General features: G+C 64.6%; 23 protein-coding genes. 13 read left to right on the top strand and 10 right to left on the bottom strand.

The window, feature by feature from the left end:
- Positions 1-64: 64 nt before the first annotated feature.
- The 4 genes from HU825_RS14460 to HU825_RS14445 all read left to right on the top strand — a co-directional run bounded on the left by HU825_RS14460 (position 65) and on the right by HU825_RS14445 (position 3,713).
- Positions 65-1,306 carry a helix-turn-helix transcriptional regulator gene (locus HU825_RS14460; RefSeq protein ID WP_037020138.1) on the top strand — a complete coding sequence of 414 codons (1,242 nt, stop codon included), beginning with the start codon at positions 65-67 and terminating at the stop codon, positions 1,304-1,306.
- A 189-nt stretch (positions 1,307-1,495) separates the two neighbouring features.
- Entirely contained in the window at positions 1,496-2,539 is a 1,044-nt protein-coding gene (locus HU825_RS14455; protein WP_234302316.1) for a 3-ketosteroid-9-alpha-monooxygenase, oxygenase component, read from the top strand.
- Complete coding sequence (locus HU825_RS14450; protein ID WP_081002783.1) at positions 2,536-3,339, top strand: enoyl-CoA hydratase/isomerase family protein; 804 nt, start codon at positions 2,536-2,538, stop codon at positions 3,337-3,339. The genes HU825_RS14455 and HU825_RS14450 overlap by 4 nt, the downstream gene beginning before the upstream one ends.
- Positions 3,340-3,419: 80 nt before the next feature.
- On the top strand, positions 3,420-3,713 hold the full coding sequence (locus HU825_RS14445; protein ID WP_234302315.1) for a hypothetical protein: 294 nt from the start codon (positions 3,420-3,422) through the stop codon (positions 3,711-3,713).
- 21 nt (positions 3,714-3,734) lie between these two features.
- Here the strand turns inward: HU825_RS14445 and HU825_RS14440 are convergent, their stop codons facing one another.
- The 7 genes from HU825_RS14440 to oscA all read right to left on the bottom strand — a co-directional run bounded on the left by HU825_RS14440 (position 3,735) and on the right by oscA (position 10,811).
- Positions 3,735-4,343: a DedA family protein gene (locus tag HU825_RS14440; RefSeq protein ID WP_077683260.1), complete on the bottom strand. Its 609-nt coding sequence runs from the start codon at positions 4,341-4,343 to the stop codon at positions 3,735-3,737.
- 163 nt (positions 4,344-4,506) lie between these two features.
- A complete protein-coding gene (locus HU825_RS14435) occupies positions 4,507-6,435 on the bottom strand; it encodes an alkaline phosphatase D family protein (RefSeq protein WP_234302314.1) in 1,929 nt (642 codons plus the stop codon).
- A gap of 169 nt (positions 6,436-6,604) precedes the next feature.
- Positions 6,605-7,600 carry a sulfate/molybdate ABC transporter ATP-binding protein gene (locus HU825_RS14430; protein WP_234302313.1) on the bottom strand — a complete coding sequence of 332 codons (996 nt, stop codon included), beginning with the start codon at positions 7,598-7,600 and terminating at the stop codon, positions 6,605-6,607.
- Positions 7,597-8,472, bottom strand: coding sequence for a sulfate ABC transporter permease subunit CysW (gene cysW, locus HU825_RS14425; RefSeq protein WP_045633779.1), 876 nt, complete (start codon positions 8,470-8,472; stop codon positions 7,597-7,599). The genes HU825_RS14430 and cysW overlap by 4 nt, the downstream gene beginning before the upstream one ends.
- A 10-nt stretch (positions 8,473-8,482) precedes the next feature.
- Positions 8,483-9,301, bottom strand: a complete 819-nt coding sequence (gene cysT / locus HU825_RS14420; RefSeq protein WP_234302312.1) for a sulfate ABC transporter permease subunit CysT — start codon at positions 9,299-9,301, stop codon at positions 8,483-8,485.
- 166 nt (positions 9,302-9,467) lie between these two features.
- Positions 9,468-10,466, bottom strand: a complete 999-nt coding sequence (locus HU825_RS14415; RefSeq protein WP_234302311.1) for a sulfate ABC transporter substrate-binding protein — start codon at positions 10,464-10,466, stop codon at positions 9,468-9,470.
- Positions 10,467-10,631: 165 nt separating this feature from the next.
- Positions 10,632-10,811: a sulfur starvation response protein OscA gene (oscA, locus tag HU825_RS14410; protein ID WP_054094823.1), complete on the bottom strand. Its 180-nt coding sequence runs from the start codon at positions 10,809-10,811 to the stop codon at positions 10,632-10,634.
- 256 nt (positions 10,812-11,067) lie between these two features.
- Between oscA and HU825_RS14405 the strand changes: the two genes are divergently transcribed.
- Together HU825_RS14405 and HU825_RS14400 are read left to right on the top strand one after the other, a co-directional pair.
- Positions 11,068-11,649: an alpha/beta hydrolase gene (locus HU825_RS14405; RefSeq protein WP_234302310.1), complete on the top strand. Its 582-nt coding sequence runs from the start codon at positions 11,068-11,070 to the stop codon at positions 11,647-11,649.
- Between the two features lie 140 nt (positions 11,650-11,789).
- The gene (locus HU825_RS14400) at positions 11,790-13,013 is read left to right on the top strand and encodes an MFS transporter (RefSeq protein WP_234302309.1); all 1,224 of its coding nucleotides are present in this window, start codon (positions 11,790-11,792) and stop codon (positions 13,011-13,013) included.
- Between the two features lie 17 nt (positions 13,014-13,030).
- On the opposite strand, the gene HU825_RS14395 is transcribed toward HU825_RS14400, so the two are convergent.
- From HU825_RS14395 to HU825_RS14385, 3 genes are all read right to left on the bottom strand, one after another.
- Positions 13,031-13,471 (bottom strand): carboxymuconolactone decarboxylase family protein, encoded by a 441-nt coding sequence (locus HU825_RS14395; RefSeq protein WP_234302308.1) that lies wholly within the window; start codon positions 13,469-13,471, stop codon positions 13,031-13,033.
- Between the two features lie 68 nt (positions 13,472-13,539).
- Positions 13,540-14,001, bottom strand: a complete 462-nt coding sequence (locus HU825_RS14390; protein WP_234302307.1) for a carboxymuconolactone decarboxylase family protein — start codon at positions 13,999-14,001, stop codon at positions 13,540-13,542.
- Positions 13,994-14,428: a cupin domain-containing protein gene (locus HU825_RS14385; protein WP_054094738.1), complete on the bottom strand. Its 435-nt coding sequence runs from the start codon at positions 14,426-14,428 to the stop codon at positions 13,994-13,996. The genes HU825_RS14390 and HU825_RS14385 overlap by 8 nt, the downstream gene beginning before the upstream one ends.
- A gap of 65 nt (positions 14,429-14,493) precedes the next feature.
- Here HU825_RS14385 and HU825_RS14380 point away from each other — a divergent pair, with 65 nt between their 5' ends.
- From HU825_RS14380 to ssuB, 7 genes are all read left to right on the top strand, one after another.
- The gene (locus tag HU825_RS14380) at positions 14,494-15,924 is read left to right on the top strand and encodes a MocR-like pyridoxine biosynthesis transcription factor PdxR (protein WP_234302306.1); all 1,431 of its coding nucleotides are present in this window, start codon (positions 14,494-14,496) and stop codon (positions 15,922-15,924) included.
- Between the two features lie 134 nt (positions 15,925-16,058).
- A complete protein-coding gene (locus tag HU825_RS14375) occupies positions 16,059-16,697 on the top strand; it encodes a peroxiredoxin (RefSeq protein WP_156714458.1) in 639 nt (212 codons plus the stop codon).
- 24 nt (positions 16,698-16,721) lie between these two features.
- A complete protein-coding gene (gene ssuE / locus HU825_RS14370) occupies positions 16,722-17,315 on the top strand; it encodes an NADPH-dependent FMN reductase (RefSeq protein WP_234302305.1) in 594 nt (197 codons plus the stop codon).
- A gap of 133 nt (positions 17,316-17,448) precedes the next feature.
- Positions 17,449-18,432, top strand: coding sequence for a sulfonate ABC transporter substrate-binding protein (locus HU825_RS14365; protein WP_008568711.1), 984 nt, complete (start codon positions 17,449-17,451; stop codon positions 18,430-18,432).
- 66 nt (positions 18,433-18,498) lie between these two features.
- Positions 18,499-19,647, top strand: coding sequence for an FMNH2-dependent alkanesulfonate monooxygenase (ssuD, locus tag HU825_RS14360; RefSeq protein ID WP_234302304.1), 1,149 nt, complete (start codon positions 18,499-18,501; stop codon positions 19,645-19,647).
- A 115-nt stretch (positions 19,648-19,762) separates the two neighbouring features.
- Positions 19,763-20,548, top strand: coding sequence for an aliphatic sulfonate ABC transporter permease SsuC (gene ssuC / locus HU825_RS14355; protein ID WP_234302303.1), 786 nt, complete (start codon positions 19,763-19,765; stop codon positions 20,546-20,548).
- Positions 20,545-21,360 carry an aliphatic sulfonates ABC transporter ATP-binding protein gene (ssuB, locus tag HU825_RS14350; protein ID WP_234302302.1) on the top strand — a complete coding sequence of 272 codons (816 nt, stop codon included), beginning with the start codon at positions 20,545-20,547 and terminating at the stop codon, positions 21,358-21,360. The genes ssuC and ssuB overlap by 4 nt, the downstream gene beginning before the upstream one ends.
- The last annotated feature ends 1 nt before the right edge of the window (position 21,361 follow it).

The following is a 21,361-nucleotide window of genomic DNA, read 5'->3' as shown; positions in this document are numbered from 1 at the left end:
CCAGAATAAAAATAAGTGCTGAGGCCCTCGCGGCCGACAGCAAGCGAGGTTCGATATGCAGACGATGTCGCTCTCCACGGCTTCCAAGAACGTTTTTCCCGTATCCGTCACCGAACAGCTGTCGCTCACCGAGTACGACCAGTTGGTGAGCATCCTGCAGGAAGGTGCCTTCGACAACGAAGCGCTGACCCGCGCCTTGGAAGCGTTGCGCGTCTACTTCCGCGCCAATTACGTCACGCTCATCCTCAAAGTGGTGGGCATGGAGGAGTTGGGGTTGATGCTGGTCGCCGGCAATTACAAGGAGCACGGACGACTGTGCTACCAGGCCTACCAGGAGGGCTCCACGCCTTTTGGCCATCAGCCGGCAGACACCGTCTTCACCGAGCTCGACGTGCTGTCGGAAGCAGATTGGCAGACCTCGCATTACTACCGAGAGCTGTGCCGCAACTACGACGTCTATCACCTGATGGGCGCGGACATCTCGACGCCCGATGCCGGTCTGGTGCGCCTGCGCATCACCCGTTCGCATGATGCCCCGGAGTTTGGCCCGCGCGATCGCGAAGTCTGCCGGATGTTGCTGCCACATCTGCGGCGCAGCTTGCACATGCACAACCTGCTCAACCGTAGCGAGATGATCGGAACGCTCTATTCGCAAGCCATAACGCGCTTGTCTGTCGCGACTATCGTGCTCGACGAAAGCGGTTCGGTGCTGCAACTCAACGAAGTTGCGCGCGAGTTGCTGGAGCGTGCTGACGGCCTGAAGCTTGTCGGCGGTCGCCTCGAGGCAACCTACCCGAGCGATAACCGGGAGCTTCACAAACTGATCAACGAGGCCTTTGCCGCGCATCAAGGCCAGCGCCCGCTGGAGCGTGATGCCTTATCCATTGCCCGGCCTTCCGGCGAGGTCAATCTCGGAATCGTGGCCGAAGCGATGCCTTCGGTGGATTGGGTCGAAGGCAAAGGCCAGCCGGCGGTGGTGCTCTACGTGCGCGATGCGGTCGGCAAGTCGCAGGTCAACAACACGGTGGCCAAACAGCTTTTCAACTTCACCCCGGCGGAAACCGCTCTGGCCCTGGAACTGGCCAACGGCCTGTCGCTGGAGGAGGCAGCGGAGAACCTGAACATCATGCGCAATACGGCGCGGGCCCATTTGCGCGCCATTTTTTCCAAGACGGGGGTTCGTCGTCAGGCCGAGCTCGTGCGCGTGATGCTCAACAGCGTGGTGGCCTTGGGCGGCAGCCAGCTCGCACCGCTGAAGATCCCGGTTGTGCGGCTGCCGCGCCCGCACATGCGTGACGTTCGCTGACCACTGACGCCGCAGCATCGACTTCGCCGCGGTCGGGCCCAGACCGGCCGCGGCTCCCCACCTTTTATAAGCAGCCGATCTAGTCCATCTGAGGGATGAAGCACCGCGTCAGGTTGCCGATTATCGCCATGTCCCGTGTGGTTCAACCCGCCACACCCGCTAACAAGAAGAACGCCTGAGGGTAACGACATGACGCAACTGATCAACATCAAACCAGCGGCTGCCACTGCCGAATACCGATACGCTCGTGGCTGGCACTGCCTCGGCATGGCCGATGATTACCGCGACGGCAAGCTTCACACCTTGAACATCTTCGGCACGCGGCTGGTCGCTTTTGCCAATGAACAAGGCACGATCAGCATTCTCAACGCGCATTGCCCGCACATGGGCGCTGACCTGTCGCAGGGCGAGCTGGTAGATGGACGCGTCGTCTGTCCGTTTCACCACTGGCAGTTCGAAGCCAGCGGTCGCTGTGCAGAAATTCCCTACTGCAAGCGCATCCCTCCGAAGGCCAAAACCCGAAGCTGGCAGACCTGCGAGGTCAATCGGCTGCTGTTCGTCTGGAATAATCCCGAGGGTAATCCGCCCGCACCAGGTGTCGAGATCCCGTACCTACCGGAAATCGATAGTGACGAGTGGGACAACGACTGGCACATCGACAAGATGGTGATCGAAACCAATCCGCGCGAGCTGGTCGACAACCTGGCCGACGCGCAGCACTTCGGGCCTGTGCACGGCACGCCGACCACTTACTTCGCCAATATCTTCGACAGACATATCGGCCACCAGATATTCCATGGCGACTCGGGCCGCCTGGGTGGTGACCTGGTTGCGGAGTCTGCCTACTACGGTCCGGCTACCCATTTCACCCGGATGAGAGCCAACTTCGAGGGCTTGCTGGTCGAAAGTATTCTGCTGAACTGCCACGTGCCGATTGGCCCCGAGAGCTTCGAGTTGCGCTTTGGCGTGCTGGTCAAGAAGGTGTCTGGCTGGAGCGAGGAGCAGAACAAGGAACTGGCCCTGCAGTACGTTCAGAACAATCGAACCTCGTTCTACCAGGACGTCGATATCTGGAAGCACAAGATCCGCATCGACAATCCGGTTCTGGCAGAGGGCGACGGCCCGGTCTACCAGCTGCGCGAGTGGTATCAGCAGTTCTTCATGGATGAGGCGGATGTGCCGGTGAGCTTTGCCGAGCCTCGCGAGATCGTGACGGTCGACCAGCGCAAATGAAGGATAACGCTGTGCCAGACGCGAGCGAGGAGCCGCACTATGCAGGCAAGACGCTCACCCTGAGCATCGCAAACGGGATCGCCTGGATGACTTTCATCCAGGCGGACACGCTCAATGCGCTGAGCCCTGCGATGGCCCAGGAGTTTCTGCAAGCCTGCCAGTCGCTATCCGAGCGAGACGAGCTCAAGGCGCTCGTCTTGCAGGGCAGCGGGAAAGCCTTCATGGCGGGCGGCGACCTGCACGCGCTGCGTCAGGATCCCGAAGCGGCAGTGGCAGCGATCATTCCACCGATGAATCAGGCCGTGCTTTTGCTCCAGGCGATGCCGATCGTGATCATTGCGCGCCTGCAGGGGGCCGTTGCAGGCGCGGGGCTCAGCCTGGCGTGTCTGGCGGATATTTCGATTGCTGCGCAAGACACCCGTTTCGTCTACGCCTATTCGAACATCGCAACGACCTGCGATCTCGGCTTGTCCTGGCACCTCGTACGTAGGCTTGGATTGAGTCGCTCGATTGAGATCGCGCTGCTGAGTCGCGGACTCGATGCGCGACAAGCCGCTGAGTGGGGGCTGGTAAATCAGGTGGTTGATAGGACGCGTCTGGACCAAGCCGTGCAGACCGCGGTCGAACGGCTGGCGACGATGCCTATACATGTAGTGAGAGCCACTAAATCACTACTGCTGCGTGCTAGATCCGCGCCGCTGGAGGTACAGCTGGAGCTGGAACACCGAATGTTCCTAGAGTGCGCACAACGGGCCGAGTTCGTGGTTGCGGTCGATGAGTTCTTTGCAAAGCGCCGGTAATCCTTCGCCTACGAATAACCGCAGCGAAGCGGATAAGATGCCGCTCATTGCGCCTGCGCGCTCATTGGCGATGGTACGAAATGACAGCGGCTGAACTGATAGCGATCCTGCAAGGCTACCCCGGTGATACGCCTGTGCTGGTCGAAGGCCACGGAAAGGGATGGGACGCCATCCGTGGCGCTGGCACCGCGACGGTGGTGGAAGTGGTGGAGCCGGCCGAGCCAGACGGGCAGTTTCTGCGCGAACGCGACTTGCCCGATCCGGATGCGTTCTTCCTGGACGAACAGGCCCGGCGCAGTCTCATGAAGACATTGATGAAGGGCAAACGCAGCCGGGCGATTCTGCTCAGCGGCCGTGGCCAGCCGCGGGACTGAGGCGTTGCGGCCCCGTTCGCCTTACCGCTGGCGCAGCGCGTGGCCGTTGCGCACGAGGCGATACAGGTAGACCAGCACGATGACGCCGAGCACGATCTTCGAACCCGGGTCCAGGTACTCGGCAACGCGGTCGTATTCGGCGTGCAGCAGGTAACCGGCCAGCGCCAGCACGAAGGTCCAGATCGCCGAGCCCGCCAGGGTATAGAAGGCGAAGGAACGGAACGGCATATGCGCGATGCCGGCCGGCACCGAGATCAGCGTGCGGATCGCCGGCACCAGACGGCCGAAGAACACCGCCTTGCGCCCGTGCGCGCGAAACCAGATGCCCGCGTCGGTGACATCGTCACCCGATATCGTCAGCCAGCGACCGTAACGCTGGGCCAAGCGACGCATGCGCTTCTCGCCGAGCAATGCGCCGGCGTAGTACCAGGGCAGCGCGCCGAGGAACGAGCCGAGCGTCCCGGCGATCACCACGCCAATGATATTCAGCTCGCCACGCGCGGCGAGAAACCCGGCCAGCGGCATGATCACTTCCGACGGAATCGGCGGGAACAGATTTTCCAACAGCATCAGCGCGAGAATGCCGAAGTAGCCGCCTTGGCCGATCAGCCCGGTAATCGAATCGAACACTTGAAAATCCTTGTAACCGAAAGGGAGAACGTCACCGCTCAGCCGGTCGCGGGCCTATGGCACGCGGTTTGAACCCGCCGGGCGTGGCCGGTTCCGGCCGCCGCGTCGTTAAATCGTTACACCGCATGGCGCGCAGCGTCGCATGCGGCTCAGCGACCGACAATCAGACTTGCGGTCGGAATTGAACCGCAGGCGAACCGTCGGCATTGATCTGTTCCACCAGCGCCGGACGGCCCTCGGCATCCAGCTGTACATGGCCGATCCCCGCGGCGTTCCACAGACGCTCGCCGGCGCTGCTGCGGCTGGGCAACCAGGGCTGCACCTTGACCCTCCGGCGCTTGGTCAACCAGTTCAGCGGCGAGCGCGGCGAGTAGAGCCAGCGATTCAGGCGATCGAAGATATCCAGCAAGCGGCGCGGGAACTCGTTTTTCACGCCGCTGCTGGTGATCTGCCACAGCTGCGGACGACTGCGCCGGCCACGGATGCGGATTTCATAGGCGAACGAATAATGGACGTCGCCGGAGAGAATCACGTAGTTGCCCGGTGTGCGGGTGTGGCGAAAGATGTTGAGCATTACCTGCGCCGCACCGCGATGGGCCATCCAGTTTTCCGCATCGACCAGCAGCGAATAGCCGAGCCAGCTGAATACCCGCTGCACCGTCTCGATCAGCTTCACGCCGAACATCGGCGCCGGCGAGACGATCACCGCCGAGTGATGATCGAGCAGCGCGTGCTGGAAGTCCGTGAGCGCTTCCCAGTCCATCAGGCCCGAAGGTCGATTCAGATTGCGTTCGCTGCGCCAGCGCCGGGTGCGGGTGTCGAGCACCACCAGCGCCGGCTCGCCGGGCAGCACATACCCCCAGTTGGCGAAGGCGAGCAGGGTGTCGATCGCATCGTTCTGGGCCTGACAATCGAGCGCGCCGTCCCTCGCGCTATTCAGTAACCGCTGCAACGGTGCGAGCACCGCGCTGAACGCATCGGGCTGGTTGCCCCAGCCCTGGCAGAGCAGATAGGCCGCCAGCGCGTTGCCGATGATGCGGCGGGAGAACGGATGGCCGTAAGCGGTTTCCTCCCAGCGTGCGGATAGATTCCAGTCGTCGGTGATGTCGTGGTCATCGAAGATCATCAGCGTCGGCACATGTGCCAGCGCCCGGGCGGCGCGCGGCAGGGTGCTGCGGAACGCGTCGATCTGCTCGGTTTCACGCGCATAGCGCTGCGCCAGCTCGCCATCGAGCGGCGGTGCAGCCGGATCGATCAGTCGCCAGGGCATCGGCGACCACACCAGCAGGTACATCGCCAGCACCTCGGACAGGGTCACCAAGTGATTGTGGGCATTGGCGGTGGTGAACACCGGTTTTTCCGCGCCGCCGAAGAAGCGCTCGCGCAACACCTCGCTGGCCTTGAACGCCGGCAGCAGCTGTTCGCGGCGATAATAGGTTGCCGGGTGCGCCAGCAGCTCGGCGCTGTCGGCCACCAGCGCGCCCTCCAGGCATTCGCCGTAGAGCCCCAGGCGACGAATCAGCGCGTGGATCGCCACCAGCATCGGCCCGGCGACATCGTCGGCATAGATCTGGTCGCCGGTCATCAGCAAGGCTGCCGGCCATTGCTCCGGTGCCTGCCGCGCCTCGCCGAGCAGGCGATCGACGCAAACGAGTCCGTCAGCGGAGGCGTGATGCGGCTTGCGGCAGGAGCCGTGCAGCAGATTGTCGAAGCGCGGCCGTATCACGAATAGCGGCATACGCTCGCCATCGTGCAGCAGATGCGGCGCCCACTGCGCGATGCCAGGCTCCGCCGCGTGGCCGAGCAGGCGCAGGTCGTAGCGGATGGGCCGGTCGTGGGGCAGTGGCTCGTCGAGCTTCACATCGATCAGATGCAGCCAGGCGGACGTGCCGACCCGTATTCGTGTGCACTCGTCGTCGTTGAGGGACCGCACGCGTTCCGGGCCACCGTCGACGTTCAGGTGCAGGCGCAGCGTCAGCGCTTCGCTGCCGACCAGCCAGAACACCAGCCGGGTGATTTCGACGCGGCGCAACAGCGGCCCGGCGAGCACCGGCGGCAGCGGCGGGCTCGGGGAGGAGGTGGGTTCGTTCATGCAATGCTCAAAAGGTAAACGCCAGCTATCAGAGTGCTTCAATCGCAGAAGATTGCGGCGGCGATGAAGCATTCAAGCCCGTCGCCGCGGCCACTATGGCAAGACTCGACGCCAGGTTACCCGATTGCGCAGGCGGCCAGCCGCCACGACGGGCGCCCGGCGCGGTGCATCAAACGTGCATAACGCCGTACCGCTGGGCAACGGGGCAAGGTTGGAAATACAACGTCTCGCCGCGTTGGATGCCGATCAGGCTGGCGTGGTCGTTGCCGACTTCCGCCTCGATCGGCTCGTCCTGGCCGGTCACTCGCAGCGTCACGCGGGTGATCGCGCCCAGCGGGCGGATGTCACGCACCTCGCCGACCTGGTAGTCGGCCAGCGCCTCGCGCGACAGCAGCACCTCATGCGGGCGGAACACCAGTGGCCGGTCGCCCAGCTGCAGGCAATTGGCATCGCCGAGAAAGTCGTAGACGAATTCGCTGGCCGGGTTGCGGTAGACCTCCGCCGGCGTGCCGATCTGCTCGATCACCCCCTTGTTCATCACCACGATGCGATCGGCGACCTCCATCGCCTCCTCCTGGTCGTGGGTGACGAACACGGAGGTCAGGTGCACGTCCTCGTGCAGCCGCGCCAGCCAGCGGCGCAGTTCCTTGCGCACCTTGGCATCCAGCGCGCCGAACGGCTCATCGAGCAGCAACACCTTGGGCTCCACTGCCAGCGCGCGGGCCAGGGCAATGCGCTGGCGCTGGCCACCGGAAAGCTGTTCGGGGTAACGGTCCGCGAGCCAGTCCAGCTGCACCAGATTCAGCAACTCGTGCACCTTGGCGGCGATCACCGCTTCGCTCGGGCGCAGCTTCTTCGGCTTCATGCGCAGGCCGAAGGCCACGTTGTCGAACACCGTCATGTGGCGGAACAGTGCGTAATGCTGGAAGACGAAGCCGACGTTGCGGTCGCGCACATCGCGGCTGGAGACATCCTCGCCATGGAACACGATGCTGCCGCTGTCCGGCGTTTCCAGCCCGGCGATGATGCGCAGCAGGCTGGTCTTGCCGCAGCCGGACGGGCCGAGCAGGGCGACCAGTTCGCCGCTCTGGATGTGCAGGTCGATCGCCTGCAGCGCCTGGAACTGGCCGAAGCGCTTGTTGACGTCACGGACTTCGATACTCATGGCTGTGCTCCGGTTTTCAGGCGCGCGATGCGCGATTCGCTCCACTGCTTGAGCAGCAGGATTACCAGCGCCAGGGCCAGCAGCAGGCTGGCCACGCTGAACGCGGCGACGTGGTTGTATTCGTTGTAGAGAATCTCGACGTGCAGCGGCAGGGTGTTGGTCAGCCCGCGGATATGCCCGGAGACCACCGACACCGCGCCGAACTCGCCCATTGCCCGCGCGGTGCAGAGCACCACGCCGTAGATCAGGCCCCATTTGATGTTCGGCAGGGTGATGTGCCAGAACATCTGCCAGCCGCTGGCGCCGAGCAGCCGCGCGGCTTCCTCTTCGGTACTGCCCTGCTCCTGCATCAGCGGGATCAGCTCGCGGGCGACGAAGGGCACGGTGACGAACAGGGTCGCCAGGACGATGCCCGGCACGGCGAAGACGATCTGGATATCGCGATCACTCAGCCACTCGCCGAAATAGCCCTGGGCGCCGAACAAGAGCACGTAGATCAGGCCGGCGATGACCGGGGAGACCGAGAACGGCAGGTCTATCAGGGTCACCAGCAGGCTCTTGCCGCGGAACTCGTACTTGCTCACGCACCAGGCGGCGGCGACACCGAACACCAGATTGAGCGGCACCGAGATGCCCACGGCAAGCAGGGTGAGCTTGAGCGCGGCCAGGGCATCAGGCTCGAGGATCGCCGTGAAGAAGGTGCCGACCCCTTGCTTGAAGGCTTCGCCGAGGACGATCAACAGCGGCAGCAGAAGGAACAGCGCGAAGGTCAGCCAGGCCGCGCCGATCAACAGGCGGCGGGCCGTTTGCTTGCCGCGACGGGTAGTGGTGGCGCGGGCATTCGCCGACACGGGCAGGGAAGCGGTAGTCATGCTGGCCTCCTCAGCCGTGGGCAATGCGGCGCTGCAGCAGGTTGATCGCCAGCAGCAGGATGAAAGACACCACCAGCATCAGCACGCCGATGGCCGTGGCGCCGGCGTAGTCGTACTGGTCCAGCTTGACCATGATCAGCAGCGGCAGGATCTCGGTCTTCATCGGCATGTTGCCGGCGATGAAGATCACCGAGCCGTACTCGCCGACGCCGCGGGCAAAGGCCAGGGCGAAGCCGGTCAGCCAGGCGGGCAGCAGCGCCGGCAGCAGCACATGGCGAACCACCTGCAGCGGACGCGCGCCGAGGCAGGCCGCGGCTTCTTCCACTTCACGCGGGATATCGGCGAGCACCGGCTGGAGGGTGCGCACCACGAAGGGCAGGGTCACGAAGGTCAGTGCCAGGGTGATGCCCAGCGGACTGTAGGCGATCTTGAAGCCCAGCTCGGTAGCGAACTGGCCGATCGGTCCGTTCGGCGCGTACAGCGCGGTGAGGGCAATGCCTGCCACCGCGGTCGGCAGGGCGAAGGGCAGGTCGATCATCGCCTCGATGATCTTGCGGCCGGGGAAGCGATAGCGCACCAGCACCCAGGCCAGCAGCGTGCCGATCACGCCATTGAGCACGGCGGCCGCGAAGGCGGTGCCAAAGCTCAGCTTGAGCGCCGCCAGCACGCGCGGCGCGCTGACGATGGCGATGAACTGCGCCCACGAGAGTTCGGTGGTCTTGAGAAACAGCGCACCCAGGGGAATCAGCACCAACAGGCTGAGGTACACCAGGGTGTAGCCCAGCGTCAGCCCGAAGCCGGGTATGACGGAGGTAGATCGGCTAGACATGTTCGAGGCTCGGTCGGTTTGGCAATTGGAAGCCGGAAGCGGGAGGACCGTAGGGTGGAAAACGCGCGAAGCGATTTTCCACGCGCATCACGCCCGAGCCTGCCGTATGCAGGCCAGCGCCTCGGACGCGTGGATGGCTTCGGCCATCCACCCTACGAATTTCCGCTTACTGCGCCTGGTAGATCTGGTCGAAGATGCCGCCATCATTGAAGAACTTCGGCTGCGCGACCTTCCAGCCGCCGAAATCCCCGTCGATGGTGACCAGCTTCAGCGCCGGGAACTGATCCTTGAACTCGGCCGCCACGGCCTCGTTACGCGGGCGGTAGAAGTTCTTCGCCGCGATGCGTTGACCTTCCTCGCTGTACAGGTAGTTCAGGTACGCCTCGGCGACTTCGCGCGTGCCCTTGCGCTCGACGTTCTTGTCGACCACCGCCACCGGCGGCTCCGCGAGGATCGACAGGCTCGGTGCGACGATCTCGAAATTGCCGCCGCCTTCCTCCTTGAGCGCCAGGAAGGCCTCGTTCTCCCAGGCCAGCAGCACGTCGCCGATACCGTTGTTGACGAAGGTGACAGTCGAGCCGCGGGCGCCGGTATCCAGCACCGGCACGTTCTTGTAGAGCTTCTCGACAAAGGCCTGGGCCTGCGCCTCGTCGCCGAATTTCTGCTGGGCGTAGGCCCAGGCGGCGAGGAAATTCCAGCGTGCGCCGCCGGAGGTCTTCGGGTTCGGCGTGATCACCTCGACGCCCGGCTTGACCAGGTCATCCCAGTCCTTGATGCCCTTCGGATTGCCCTTGCGCACCAGGAACACGATGGTTGAGGTATAGGGCGTGCTGGCGTCCGGCAGGCGGGTCTGCCAGTTCTCGGGGATCAGTTTGCCGAGGCGATGCAGCTCGTCGATATCGCCCGCCAGTGCCAGAGTCACCACGTCGGCGCGCAGGCCGTCGATCACCGCGCGGGCCTGCTTGCCCGAACCGCCATGGGACTGCTGGATCTTGATCGGCTCATGGCCCTGGGCCTGCCAGTGCTTGTTGAAGGCTTCGTTGAATTCCACATAGAGCTCGCGCGTCGGGTCGTAGGACACGTTGAGCAGAGAGTCGGCGGCCACGGCGGGGCCGGCGACGAGGGCGCTCGCCAGGGCGGCGAGGGCAAAGCGACGAATGGACATGTGCAGCTCCTGAATGAAGAAATCGTTTTTTGCGTTGGCTTGTGGGTGTTCAGGTTGGTCAGCTCCGCATTCGCGGATGACAGCGGCAGTACCGGTGCGTGGTCATGGTGTCGTTCTCATGCACGCCCTCCGGTGGTCCAGTCGGGCTTGGTTTGGTCTAGCGAATCAGGCGGTCTTGCCAGTCGATTGCAGGCGGAACTTCTCCTTACGCTCGATCTGCACGACCTGACCGTTGTGCACGGTGATTTCCACCGAGCCAAACTTCAGGCCGTTCAGGGCGCTGCGAATTTCGCGCAGGATGCTGGCTTCGTCCTGACCTTCCGGGCTGCGAAGGGTCGCGCTCATCGGGTTGCTCTCCATGAAAACCTCCATGCGCTTCGGGATGAAACGCAGCCAGGGGAGGCGTGGGGCGGATAATAGGTGCGGGGGTTATATGCTTAAAAATATCATTTAAGAACATTTATATAACATTATCGAATTAGATCACTTCACAATGCCTATCGCCGTCGTGCTGACTTATGGAATAAGCAAATGATTTTTTATTCTTTTTTACCTTGTGCAGCCTGACCTAGACTGCGCCGCATTCACAGGAGGGCAGGTGATGTACAGCGAATCCATCCGTTATCTGATCGTGCCGGGCTGGCAAGGCTCGCCAGACGATCATTGGCAGAGCCACTGGCAGCGCAGCCTGCCGAACAGCGCGCGCGTCGAGCAGCAGGACTGGCTCAGGCCGCGCCGCATGGACTGGGTGGCCGAACTGCAGTGCAGCATCGACGCCAGCGATCAGCCGACCATTCTCATCGCCCACAGCCTGGGCTGCGTGACCGTGGCGCATTGGGCACAGACGGCCGATCCGGCGTCGCTGCGGCGCGTACGCGGTGCGCTACTGGTGGCGCCGGCGGATGTCGAGCGCAGCAACTGCCCCGAGGCGCTGCGCGACTTCGCGCCGATCCCGCGCCAGGCGCTGCCGTTCCCCAGCCAACTGGTCGGTTCCGACAACGACACTGCCGCCAGCGTCGAGCGCGCCCGTATGCTGGGAATCGACTGGGGCAGCGAGACGGTGATCCTTCCGGGCGTCGGCCACATCAACGTGCAATCCGGCCACCACCGCTGGGAGCAGGGCTTCGCCTACCTGTACCGCCTGCAGAAACGCATCGACCAGAACCGCCGTCGGGCCGCCTGAGCCGAAGCGGAATCGCCCGACGGCTGGGGCCTGGAACGTGGCGGCCCGGTTTGCCTGCGGCCCGTGCGCTCCAGTAGGCTGATCCGCTTTCGCCCGGCCGTTGCGGTACGGGCGCTGCCATTGCCGCGCGGATTCCAGCCTTGACCACCTCATCCGTCTACCGTCTTCCCGGTTTCGCCGCCTTTCTCGCCGCTCGCCTGTTGGCGGTGTTCGCCATGCAGATCCAGGCGGTGGTCGTTGCCTGGCAGGTCTACGACATCACCCGCGATCCGCTGTCGCTGGCCTATGTCGGCCTGGCGCAGTTCGTGCCGATGCTGTTCCTGCTGCTGCCGGCGGGTGATCTGATCGACCGCTACGATCGCAAGCTGATCCTGGCGCTGAGCTGGCTGCTCGAAGCCGCCTGCGCCGCGGCGCTGCTCTGGCTGTCGCTGCATGGCGAGGCGGTGAGCTACTACTACGGTGTGTTGGTGTTGTATGGCTGCGCGCGGGCCTTCACCGGACCGGCGTTGTCCAGCCTGCTGCCGCAGATCGTACCGCGCAAGCGCCTTGCCTCGGCCATCGCCGCCAACAGCATGATCATGCGCGTGGCCACCATTGGCGGCCCGGTGCTGGGCGGGGCGCTCTATGCGCTGGGTGGCGGCGCGCTGACCTACGGCACCTGCCTGGTCGGTTTCGTGGTCGGCACGCTGCTGCTGTGGCGCGTACCGGTACGCTTCGCCGAACGCCGCGAGACGCTGACAACCAGTGCCTGGACGCGCTTTACCGCGGGCATTGGTTTCATTCGCTCGCGGCCGATCATCCTCGGCACGATCTCCCTGGACCTGTTCGCCGTGCTGCTCGGCGGCGTGGTGGCGCTGCTGCCGATCTACGCGCAGGACGTGCTCGAAGTCGGCCCCACCGGCCTCGGCCTGCTGCGCAGCGCGATGGCGATCGGCGAAGTGGCGGTGGGGTTGTACCTCAGCGTGCGGCCGTTCGACCGGCATGTCGGGCGGGTGATGTTCGTCGCCGTGGCGCTGTTCGGCCTGGCCAACCTGGTGTTCGCGCTGTCCACGCTGTTCTGGCTGTCGTTCGCCGCGCTGGTGGTGGCGGGCGCGGCGGACATGGTCAGCGTGTACATCCGCTCCTCGCTGATCCAGTTCTCCACCCCGGATGCCATGCGTGGCCGGGTCAATGCGGTGAACATGCTGTTCATCGGCTCATCCAACGAGCTGGGCGAATTCCGCGCCGGCCTCAGCGCCGCATGGCTCGGCGCGGTGCCGGCAGCGCTGCTGGGGTGCGCCTGCACCCTGGCAGTCACCGGCGGCTGGGCGCTGGGCTTCAAGAGCCTGCGCCAGGTCGATCGTTTCGAGGACGCGGCGCGCTGATCCGGCTGGGACTGCGGTTACAAGGCGGGCGGCGTGCGCGAAGCGATCATGAGGCGGTTCCAGGTATTGATCTCGCCGATGCACAGCGTGAGTTTGGCGATCTCCTCAGGGCTGAACTCGGCTTTCACCTGTGCATAGACCGTATCCGGCACTTCCTGCCCGGCCAGGCTGGTGACCGCATCGGCCCAGGCCAACGCGGCCCGCTCGCGCGTGCTGAAGACCGGCGATTCCTTCCAGGTGGCGACCAGATTGACCTGATGCTCGCTGACGCCGTGCTTGCGCGCCAGCGGGATATGCATGGCGACGCAGAAACCGCAGCCATTGGTCTGCGATATGCGCAGACGCACCAGTTCGAGCAGGCCAAGATCCAGGCCGGCGCCCTGCACGTAGGCGTGCAAGGCATACATGGCTCGGTAGCCTTCGGGGATAAGTTGGGCGACGTCGAATCGCTGTTCCATGTGTTTCATCCTGTAGTTGCAGTGACGGGTCTTCGGCTGCTTGCACGCCGTGACGGGCGTTTCGCTATTCAAGCCTTGGCTGCGAGCACCGCTTGCGGCACGCGGCGGAAGCTGATGGCGAGGCGGTTGTACGCATTCATCAAGCCGATGGCCACGGTCAGATCGGCCAGCTCCTTTTCCTCGAAGATTTGCCGGGCCGCGGCGAACTCGGCATCCGGAACGCCGGTCTGCGCGACGCGGGTTACGCTTTCCGCCCAGGCCAGCGCCGCGCGTTCCCGCTCGCTGAACAGGTCGCCGGCCTCCTGCCAGGTCTGCACCAACGCTAGTTTCTCGATTCCGACACCTTTCGTGGCGAGATCACGGGTGTGCATGTCCAGGCAATAGGCGCATCCGTTGATCTGGCTGATGCGCAGGTAGACGAGTTCGACCAGCACCTCGTCGAGACCGCACTGGGTGACATAGCCGTAGACGCCGCCGAGGGCTTTCACCCCGCCGGGCGAGGCTTTTGCGTAGTCCAGTCGTTTACTCATTTCCGGAGTCCTGCTCGTCAGGCGTGGTGAGGACGTCGTCGTCGGAATCGACGACGAACACCGCCAGCAGCTTGGCGGGTTCGGAGTCGCTCGCGTTGCGACTGACGACATGATGCGCGCCCGGCATTTCGTACCAGGTTTCCCCCGCCGAGTAGGTGCGCTCCGGTTCCCCGGCCACTTGGCTGACAATCCGGCCGGAAACGACATAGGCATAGATAAACGCCGATTGCGCATGACGGTGCGGCATCGATGCGCCTCCTGGCGCGTAGGTCACCTCCACGGCCGTCAGCGACTTGCCCGGAATGTTCGGCAGGGCATGGGAAAAGTTGGGTTTGATCGTGTCGCCGGGAGCGTCGGCGCTGGCCACGCCGACAAAGGTCATTCCGAGGGCGGTCAGCAAGGGCGGTAGCAAGCGTGTGGGCTTCATGGGAATCTCCTTTGAGGGCGGCGGCCAGTATGCGACCGTCGAGGGTTCACCCAAAAGAACCGAAAATGTTCATTTCGGCAGTACCATGCGGCATGAAAATCCTTGACCTGAAGCTGGACCGGACTGCCGATATACCGTTGGCCGAGCAGATTCACATCGGTATCGCGGCAGCTATCAACAACGGCGTGCTCGCGCCTGGCGCCAGGCTGCCGTCATGGCTGGACCTCGCCGCCCAACTGGGCGTCGCCAGAGGCACCGTCAAGACCGCATACGAGCGCCTGGCGGACAAACAACTGGTCGTCTCCTGCGGTGCCGGCGGCACCCGGGTGACCAATCACCCACCGAAAATCGCCTTGTCGGAGCCGGCCAGCGCGGCGGATGCGCTGCCGCCGCTGTACCGGGAATTTCTGAGCGGAGCGGCCGTCTTCCAGAATGGCGTGCCCGCCTCAGATAGTTTTCCGGTGACGCTTTTTGCACGCTTGCGTGCACATGCTGCCCGCAGCGAAGTGCACGCTCAGCTCATCTATCCGGACCCTCGCGGCGAGCAGGCGCTGCGCAACGAGATCGCCGCGCACCTGGCGCTGTCACGAGGCATCGAATGTCGCCCATCCCAGGTGTTCATCACCGCGGGGTTCTCCGGCGCCCTCGGCGTCGCGCTGAGGGTCCTTAAGGCCGAAGGGCGCTCGGCCTGGGTGGAGAATCCGGGGTTCCCGCCCAGCCGCAAAGCGCTGGAAATCGCTCAAGTCACTCCGATCCCGATTCCGGTGGACGACGATGGCATCGACGTCGCCTACGGCATGCAGCATGCGCCGGATGCCGCCTTGGCCCTGGTGACACCGGGACAGCAGGCTCCAACCGGCGTCCCGCTGTCGCTCGCCCGGCGGGTTCAGCTGCTTGACTGGGCGGCGCGCTCCGGGGCGTGGATCATCGAGGATGACTATCTCGGCGAATTGCAGCTGAAGCGCCGCGCGGCACCGGCGTTGGCATCGCTGGACGGCGCCGGCCGCGTCATCCACATCGGCTCGTTCAGCAAGACCATCAGCCCCACGCTGCGGCTCGGCTTCGTCGTCGTCCCGGCGGCACTGGTTGCGCGGTTCGCCGAAGCGGTGATGTGTCTCGCACCGGCTCCCGGCCCCGCCGTGCAAACGGCCACCGCCGAGTTCATGCGCGACGGCCATTACCTACGGCATCTGCGTCGCATGAAGCGTGTCTACGCGAGTCGCAGCGCGGCGCTGCATGCGACGTTACAGGCCATGGGGTATCCGGTGCGTCCGGCGGGGCTCGGCGTGCTGCTTTGGCTGCCCGAAGGGGCACGCGATCGCGTCATCGCTCGTGAGGCGCTGGCATTCGGACTGGCGCCATCGCCGCTTTCGACATGGTTCGCTCCGGTCGACCCTCAGCGTCCGGGGTTGCTTCTCGGCGTCGCCCGCGCAAGCGAGCAGCAGCTTCCTGCCGCCTGCGAGCGCCTTCAGCAGCTGATTCGCCAGTTTTCCTAAAGGCCGGGCAGCCGGAAAGGGCACGCCCCCATAATTGCTTTTGGTTATAGATAAATCATTATTTATTCTTTTTAACTCGAAACGACAGTGCGCATAGTGTGCCCACCTCAACGAATCACTGAAGGAGCAGAACCATGAGCATCCGCCTCGGCGACATCGCCCCCGATTTCGAGCAGGACTCCAACGAAGGCCGCATCCGCTTCCACGAATGGCTCGGCGACAGCTGGGGCGTGCTGTTCTCGCACCCGGCCGACTTCACCCCGGTATGCACCACGGAGCTCGGTTTCACCGCCAAGCTGAAGGACGAGTTTGCCAAGCGCAACGTCAAAGCCATCGCCCTGTCCGTAGACCCGGTGGCTTCGCACATCAGGTGGATCGACGACATCAACGAGACGCAGAACACCCGAGTCAACTTTCCGATCCTCGCCGACGCCGACCGCAAGGTTTCCGAGCTGTACGACCTGATCCACCCGAACGCCAACGACACCCTGACCGTGCGTTCGCTGTTCATCATCGATCCGAACAAGAAGGTGCGCCTGACCATCACGTATCCGGCGAGCACCGGGCGCAACTTCCACGAGATCCTCCGGGTGATCGATTCGCTGCAGCTGACTGACAACTACAAGGTCGCCACCCCGGCCAACTGGCAGGAAGGCGATGACGTGGTGATCGTGCCGTCGATCAAGGACGAGGAAGAGCTCAAGCAGCGTTTCCCCAAAGGCTATCGCGCCGTCAAGCCGTACTTGCGCCTGACCCCGCAACCCAATCGCTGAGCGAGTACGAGAAGGAATTCCTGCATGTTGGTTGTTTCCCTCGCCGGCAGCCCCAGCCAACGCTCGCGCTCGGCGGTGCTGCTGAGTATCGCCGGCGACTGGTTGCACCAGCGTGGCGTCGAAGTGGTGCGCTATGGCGTGCGTGACTTCGATGCCGCGGACCTGCTGCACGCACGCTTCGACAGCCCACGAGTACAGCAACTGCTCGAGCATGTCGCGCGGGCGGACGCTCTGCTGATCGCCACGCCGGTGTATAAGGCCTCCGTCGCCGGTGCGCTGAAAACCCTGCTGGACCTGTTGCCCGAGCGTGCCTTGGCGCACAAGGCGGTTTTGCCGCTGGCTACCGGTGGCAGCGTGGCGCACATGCTGGCGGTCGATTACTCGCTGAAGCCGGTGCTCGCCGCGCTCAAGGCTCAGGAAATGCTCCATGGCGTGTACGCGACAGATGCCCAGATCGCTTATGCCGAGCCGCAGCGCCCGGCCCGTCTGGCGCCGGAGCTGCACGAACGGTTGGTCGAATCGCTGCAGCAGCTGTATGCCGCCCTCGCCAGACGACCGCAACCGCTTAACCCGCAGCTGCTGCCTGAGCGATTAGCCAGCGCGCGCTGGAGCATCTAACCCCCAACCGTATTCCCGGATTGCCACCGGGTTACCTGCGCAACATCCGCCTGACGGCGGTTCTACAGTCTCACTCGCCCGCCAACGGGCAAGCAGGCCGTAAATCCAAACCCAGACTGCAAAGGAGAGTGCCATGCGCACCAATACCTTGCGTCGAGGACTGGTCGCCCTGTTTGCCGCGGCCATTTCCTTCGGCGCCATCACTCAGGCTCAGGCCCAGCCGCAAGCGGACCACGTCCTGCGTATCGGCTATCAGAAGTACGGCACGTTGGTGCTGCTCAAGGCTCGCGGCACGCTGGAAAAACGGCTTGCCGAGCAGGGCTTCACCGTGCAATGGACGGAGTTTCCTGGCGGCCCGCAGCTGCTCGAAGGACTCAATGTCGGTTCCATTGACTTCGGCGTAACCGGTGAAACCCCGCCGGTATTCGCCCAAGCCGCCGGTGCCGATTTGCTCTACGTCGCGCATGAACCCCCGGCGCCGAGTGGCGAGGCAATCCTGCTGCCCAAGGATTCGCCGATCCGCTCGCTGGCCGAACTCAAAGGCAAGAAGATCGCCCTGAACAAGGGCTCCAACGTGCACTACCTGCTGGTGCGCGCGTTGCAATCGGCGGGGCTGAGCTACACCGATATCCAGCCAATCTATCTGCCGCCGGCCGATGCCCGCGCCGCCTTCGAGCGTGGCAGCGTGGATGCCTGGGTGATCTGGGATCCATTCCAGGCTGCCGCAGAGCAACAGTTGCAGGCGCGTACCCTGCGTGACGGCCAGGGCCTGGTCAGCAATCACCAGTTCTACCTCGCCGCACGGCCCTTCGCCGAGCGCAATCCCGCGGTGCTCGGTGTGCTGGTCGAGGAAATCCGCGATATCGGCGAGTGGGTCGAGGACAACGTCGACGAAGCCACCGCGCAGGTTGCGCCACTGCTTGGCCTGCCGAGCGAGATCACCCGCAAGGCGGTGATCCGTCAGGGCTATGGTGCGCGGCCGATCACGCCGGAGGTGGTGCGCGCGCAGCAGGCCATCGCCGACACCTTCACAGCGCTCAAGCTGATTCCCAGACAGCTGGTTATCGAGAGCGTCGTCTGGACGCCGCCCAAACGCATCGCCCAGCACGCCGAATAACACATCTCCACCGAGTTTTTCGCGCGGCGCAGACGTCGCGCACCCCAATGGATATGGAGCATTCCCATGAGTCTTAACATCTTCTGGTTCCTGCCGACCCACGGCGACGGTAACTACCTAGGCACGGCGGAAGGCGCTCGCGCGGTCGACCACGGCTACCTCACGCAGATCGCCCAGGCTGCCGACCGCCTAGGTTTCGGTGGCGTGCTGATCCCCACCGGACGCTCCTGCGAGGATTCCTGGCTGGTCGCCGCCTCGCTGATCCCGGTGACGCAGCGTCTGAAATTCCTCGTCGCCCTGCGTCCGGGAATCATCTCACCGACCGTCGCAGCGCGGCAGGCGGCGACCCTGGACCGGCTTTCCAACGGCCGTGCGCTGTTCAATCTGGTCACCGGCGGTGACCCTGACGAGCTGGCAGCCGACGGGCTGAATCTGAGCCACGCCGAACGCTATGAGGCCGCCGTCGAATTCACGCGCATCTGGCGCCGCGTGCTGGAGGGCGAGACCGTCGACCTGGACGGCAAGCACCTTCAGGTCAAGGGCGCCAAGCTGCTCTATCCGCCCATCCAGCAGCCGCGCCCGCCGCTGTACTTCGGCGGCTCGTCCGAGGCCGCGCATGAGCTGGCGGCCGAGCAGGTCGAGCTGTATCTGACCTGGGGCGAGCCGCTGGACGCCGTCGCCGAGAAGATCGCCGATGTGCGTAAACGCGCCGCGCGGCACGGTCGCGCCGTGCGGTTCGGCATCCGCCTGCATGTGATCGTGCGCGAAACCAACGACGAGGCCTGGGCCGCCGCCGAGCGGCTTATCAGCCATCTCGACGACGACACCATCGCCAAGGCGCAGGCCTCGCTGGCGCGCTTCGATTCGGTCGGCCAGCAGCGCATGGCCGCGCTGCATGGTGGGCGCAGGGACCGGCTGGTGGTGGCGCCGAATCTCTGGGCCGGGGTCGGTCTGGTGCGCGGCGGTGCCGGCACGGCACTGGTCGGCGACGGCCCCACCGTGGCCGCGCGGGTCCGGGAATACGCCGAGCTGGGCATCGATACGTTCGTCTTCTCCGGCTATCCGCATCTGGAGGAGAGCTACCGCGTCGCCGAGCTGCTGTTCCCGCATCTGGATATCGCCCAGCCGCAGCGGCCGGAAAGCCGCGGCTATGTCAGCCCGTTCGGCGAAATGATCTCCAGCGACATCCTGCCCAAAAGCGCGGCGGCCAGTTGAATCGATACGGACTACGTGGGGTGGGAAACGACCGCAGGTCTTTCCCACCTGGCGCTGGAAAAGCGAATTGCGCGATTTCCAGCCTACGAAGTGCATGAGCAGAACGGAGCAAACTATGACCCTTCATTCTTTCGGCCAGCGTCTGGCCCCCTGGCTGCTGCCTTTGGCGTTACTGGCGGCCTGGCAGGGCGCGGTGGCCTTCGGGTTGCTGTCCACGCGCATCCTGCCGGCACCGAGCGCGGTGGTGGCGGCGGGCTGGACGCTGATCGCCAGCGGCGATCTCTGGACCCATCTGGCCATCAGCGGTTGGCGCGCTGGCATCGGCTTCGCCATCGGCGGCGGTATCGGCCTGGCGCTGGGCTTCATCACCGGCCTGTCGAACTGGGGCGAGCGCCTGCTCGACAGCTCGGTACAGATGATCCGCAACGTGCCGCATCTGGCGCTGATTCCGCTGGTTATCCTGTGGTTCGGCATCGACGAGAGCGCAAAGATCTTCCTCGTTGCGCTCGGCACGCTGTTCCCCATCTACCTGAACACCTATCACGGCATCCGCAGCGTCGATGCCGGGCTGGTGGAAATGGCGCGCAGCTATGGGCTATCCGGCTTCGCGCTGTTCCGCCAGGTGATCCTGCCCGGCGCGCTGCCGTCGATTCTGGTCGGCGTGCGCTTCGCGCTCGGCTTCATGTGGCTGACGCTGATCGTCGCCGAAACCATCTCGGCGAGCGCCGGTATCGGCTATCTGGCGATGAACGCCCGCGAGTTCCTGCAGACCGACGTGGTGGTGCTGGCGATCCTGCTCTATGCCGTGCTCGGCAAGCTGGCCGACCTTGCGGCGCGCGCGCTGGAACGCTCGTGGCTGCGCTGGCACCCGGCCTATCAGACCAAGGCAGGTGCGCAATGACCGCATTGCATCGTATCCAGCAGAGCGCTGCGCCCGGCGGCATCCCGTTGACCATCGAGGGCGTCGGCAAGGCCTTCGACCAGCGCGAGGTGCTCAGGGGCATCGATCTGCAGATTCCGGCCGGGCAGTTCGTCGCCGTGGTCGGGCGCAGCGGTTGCGGCAAGAGCACGCTGCTGCGCTTGCTGGCCGGGCTAGAACAACCCAGCCGTGGTTCGCTCGGCGCCGACACTGACTCGCTTGGCACCGCGCGCGACGCCATTCGGCTGATGTTCCAGGACGCCCGTCTGTTGCCGTGGAAGCGGGTGATCGACAACGTCGGCCTCGGTCTGAGCGGCGACTGGCGGTCGCAAGCGGCCGATGCGCTGGCGGCGGTAGGGCTCGCCGAGCGCGCCAACGACTGGCCCGCGGCACTGTCCGGCGGGCAGAAGCAGCGTGTGGCGCTGGCCCGCGCGCTGATCCATCAGCCGCGCCTGCTGCTGCTCGACGAGCCGCTCGGCGCGCTGGACGCGCTGACCCGTATCGAGATGCAGCAGCTGATCGAGCGGTTGTGGCAGCGGCACGGTTTTACCGTGTTGCTGGTTACTCACGATGTCAGCGAGGCGGTGGCAATCGCGGACCGGGTGATTCTCATCGAGGACGGCCAGATCGGCCTGGATCTCGCCGTGAATATCCGACGCCCGCGCAATCGCGGCTCGGCCAGCCTCGCCGCGCTGGAAGAACAGGTGCTCAACCGCGTACTCGCGCTGCCGGAACTGCCGCCACGGGCCGAACCCGTTTCACCCTTGCCCACGCAACTGCGCTGGGCGCTCTGAC

It is taken from the genome of Pseudomonas phenolilytica, assembly GCF_021432765.1.
GTDB classification, from domain to species: domain Bacteria; phylum Pseudomonadota; class Gammaproteobacteria; order Pseudomonadales; family Pseudomonadaceae; genus Stutzerimonas; species Stutzerimonas phenolilytica.
This window is presented reverse-complemented; position numbering and strand designations above follow the sequence as displayed.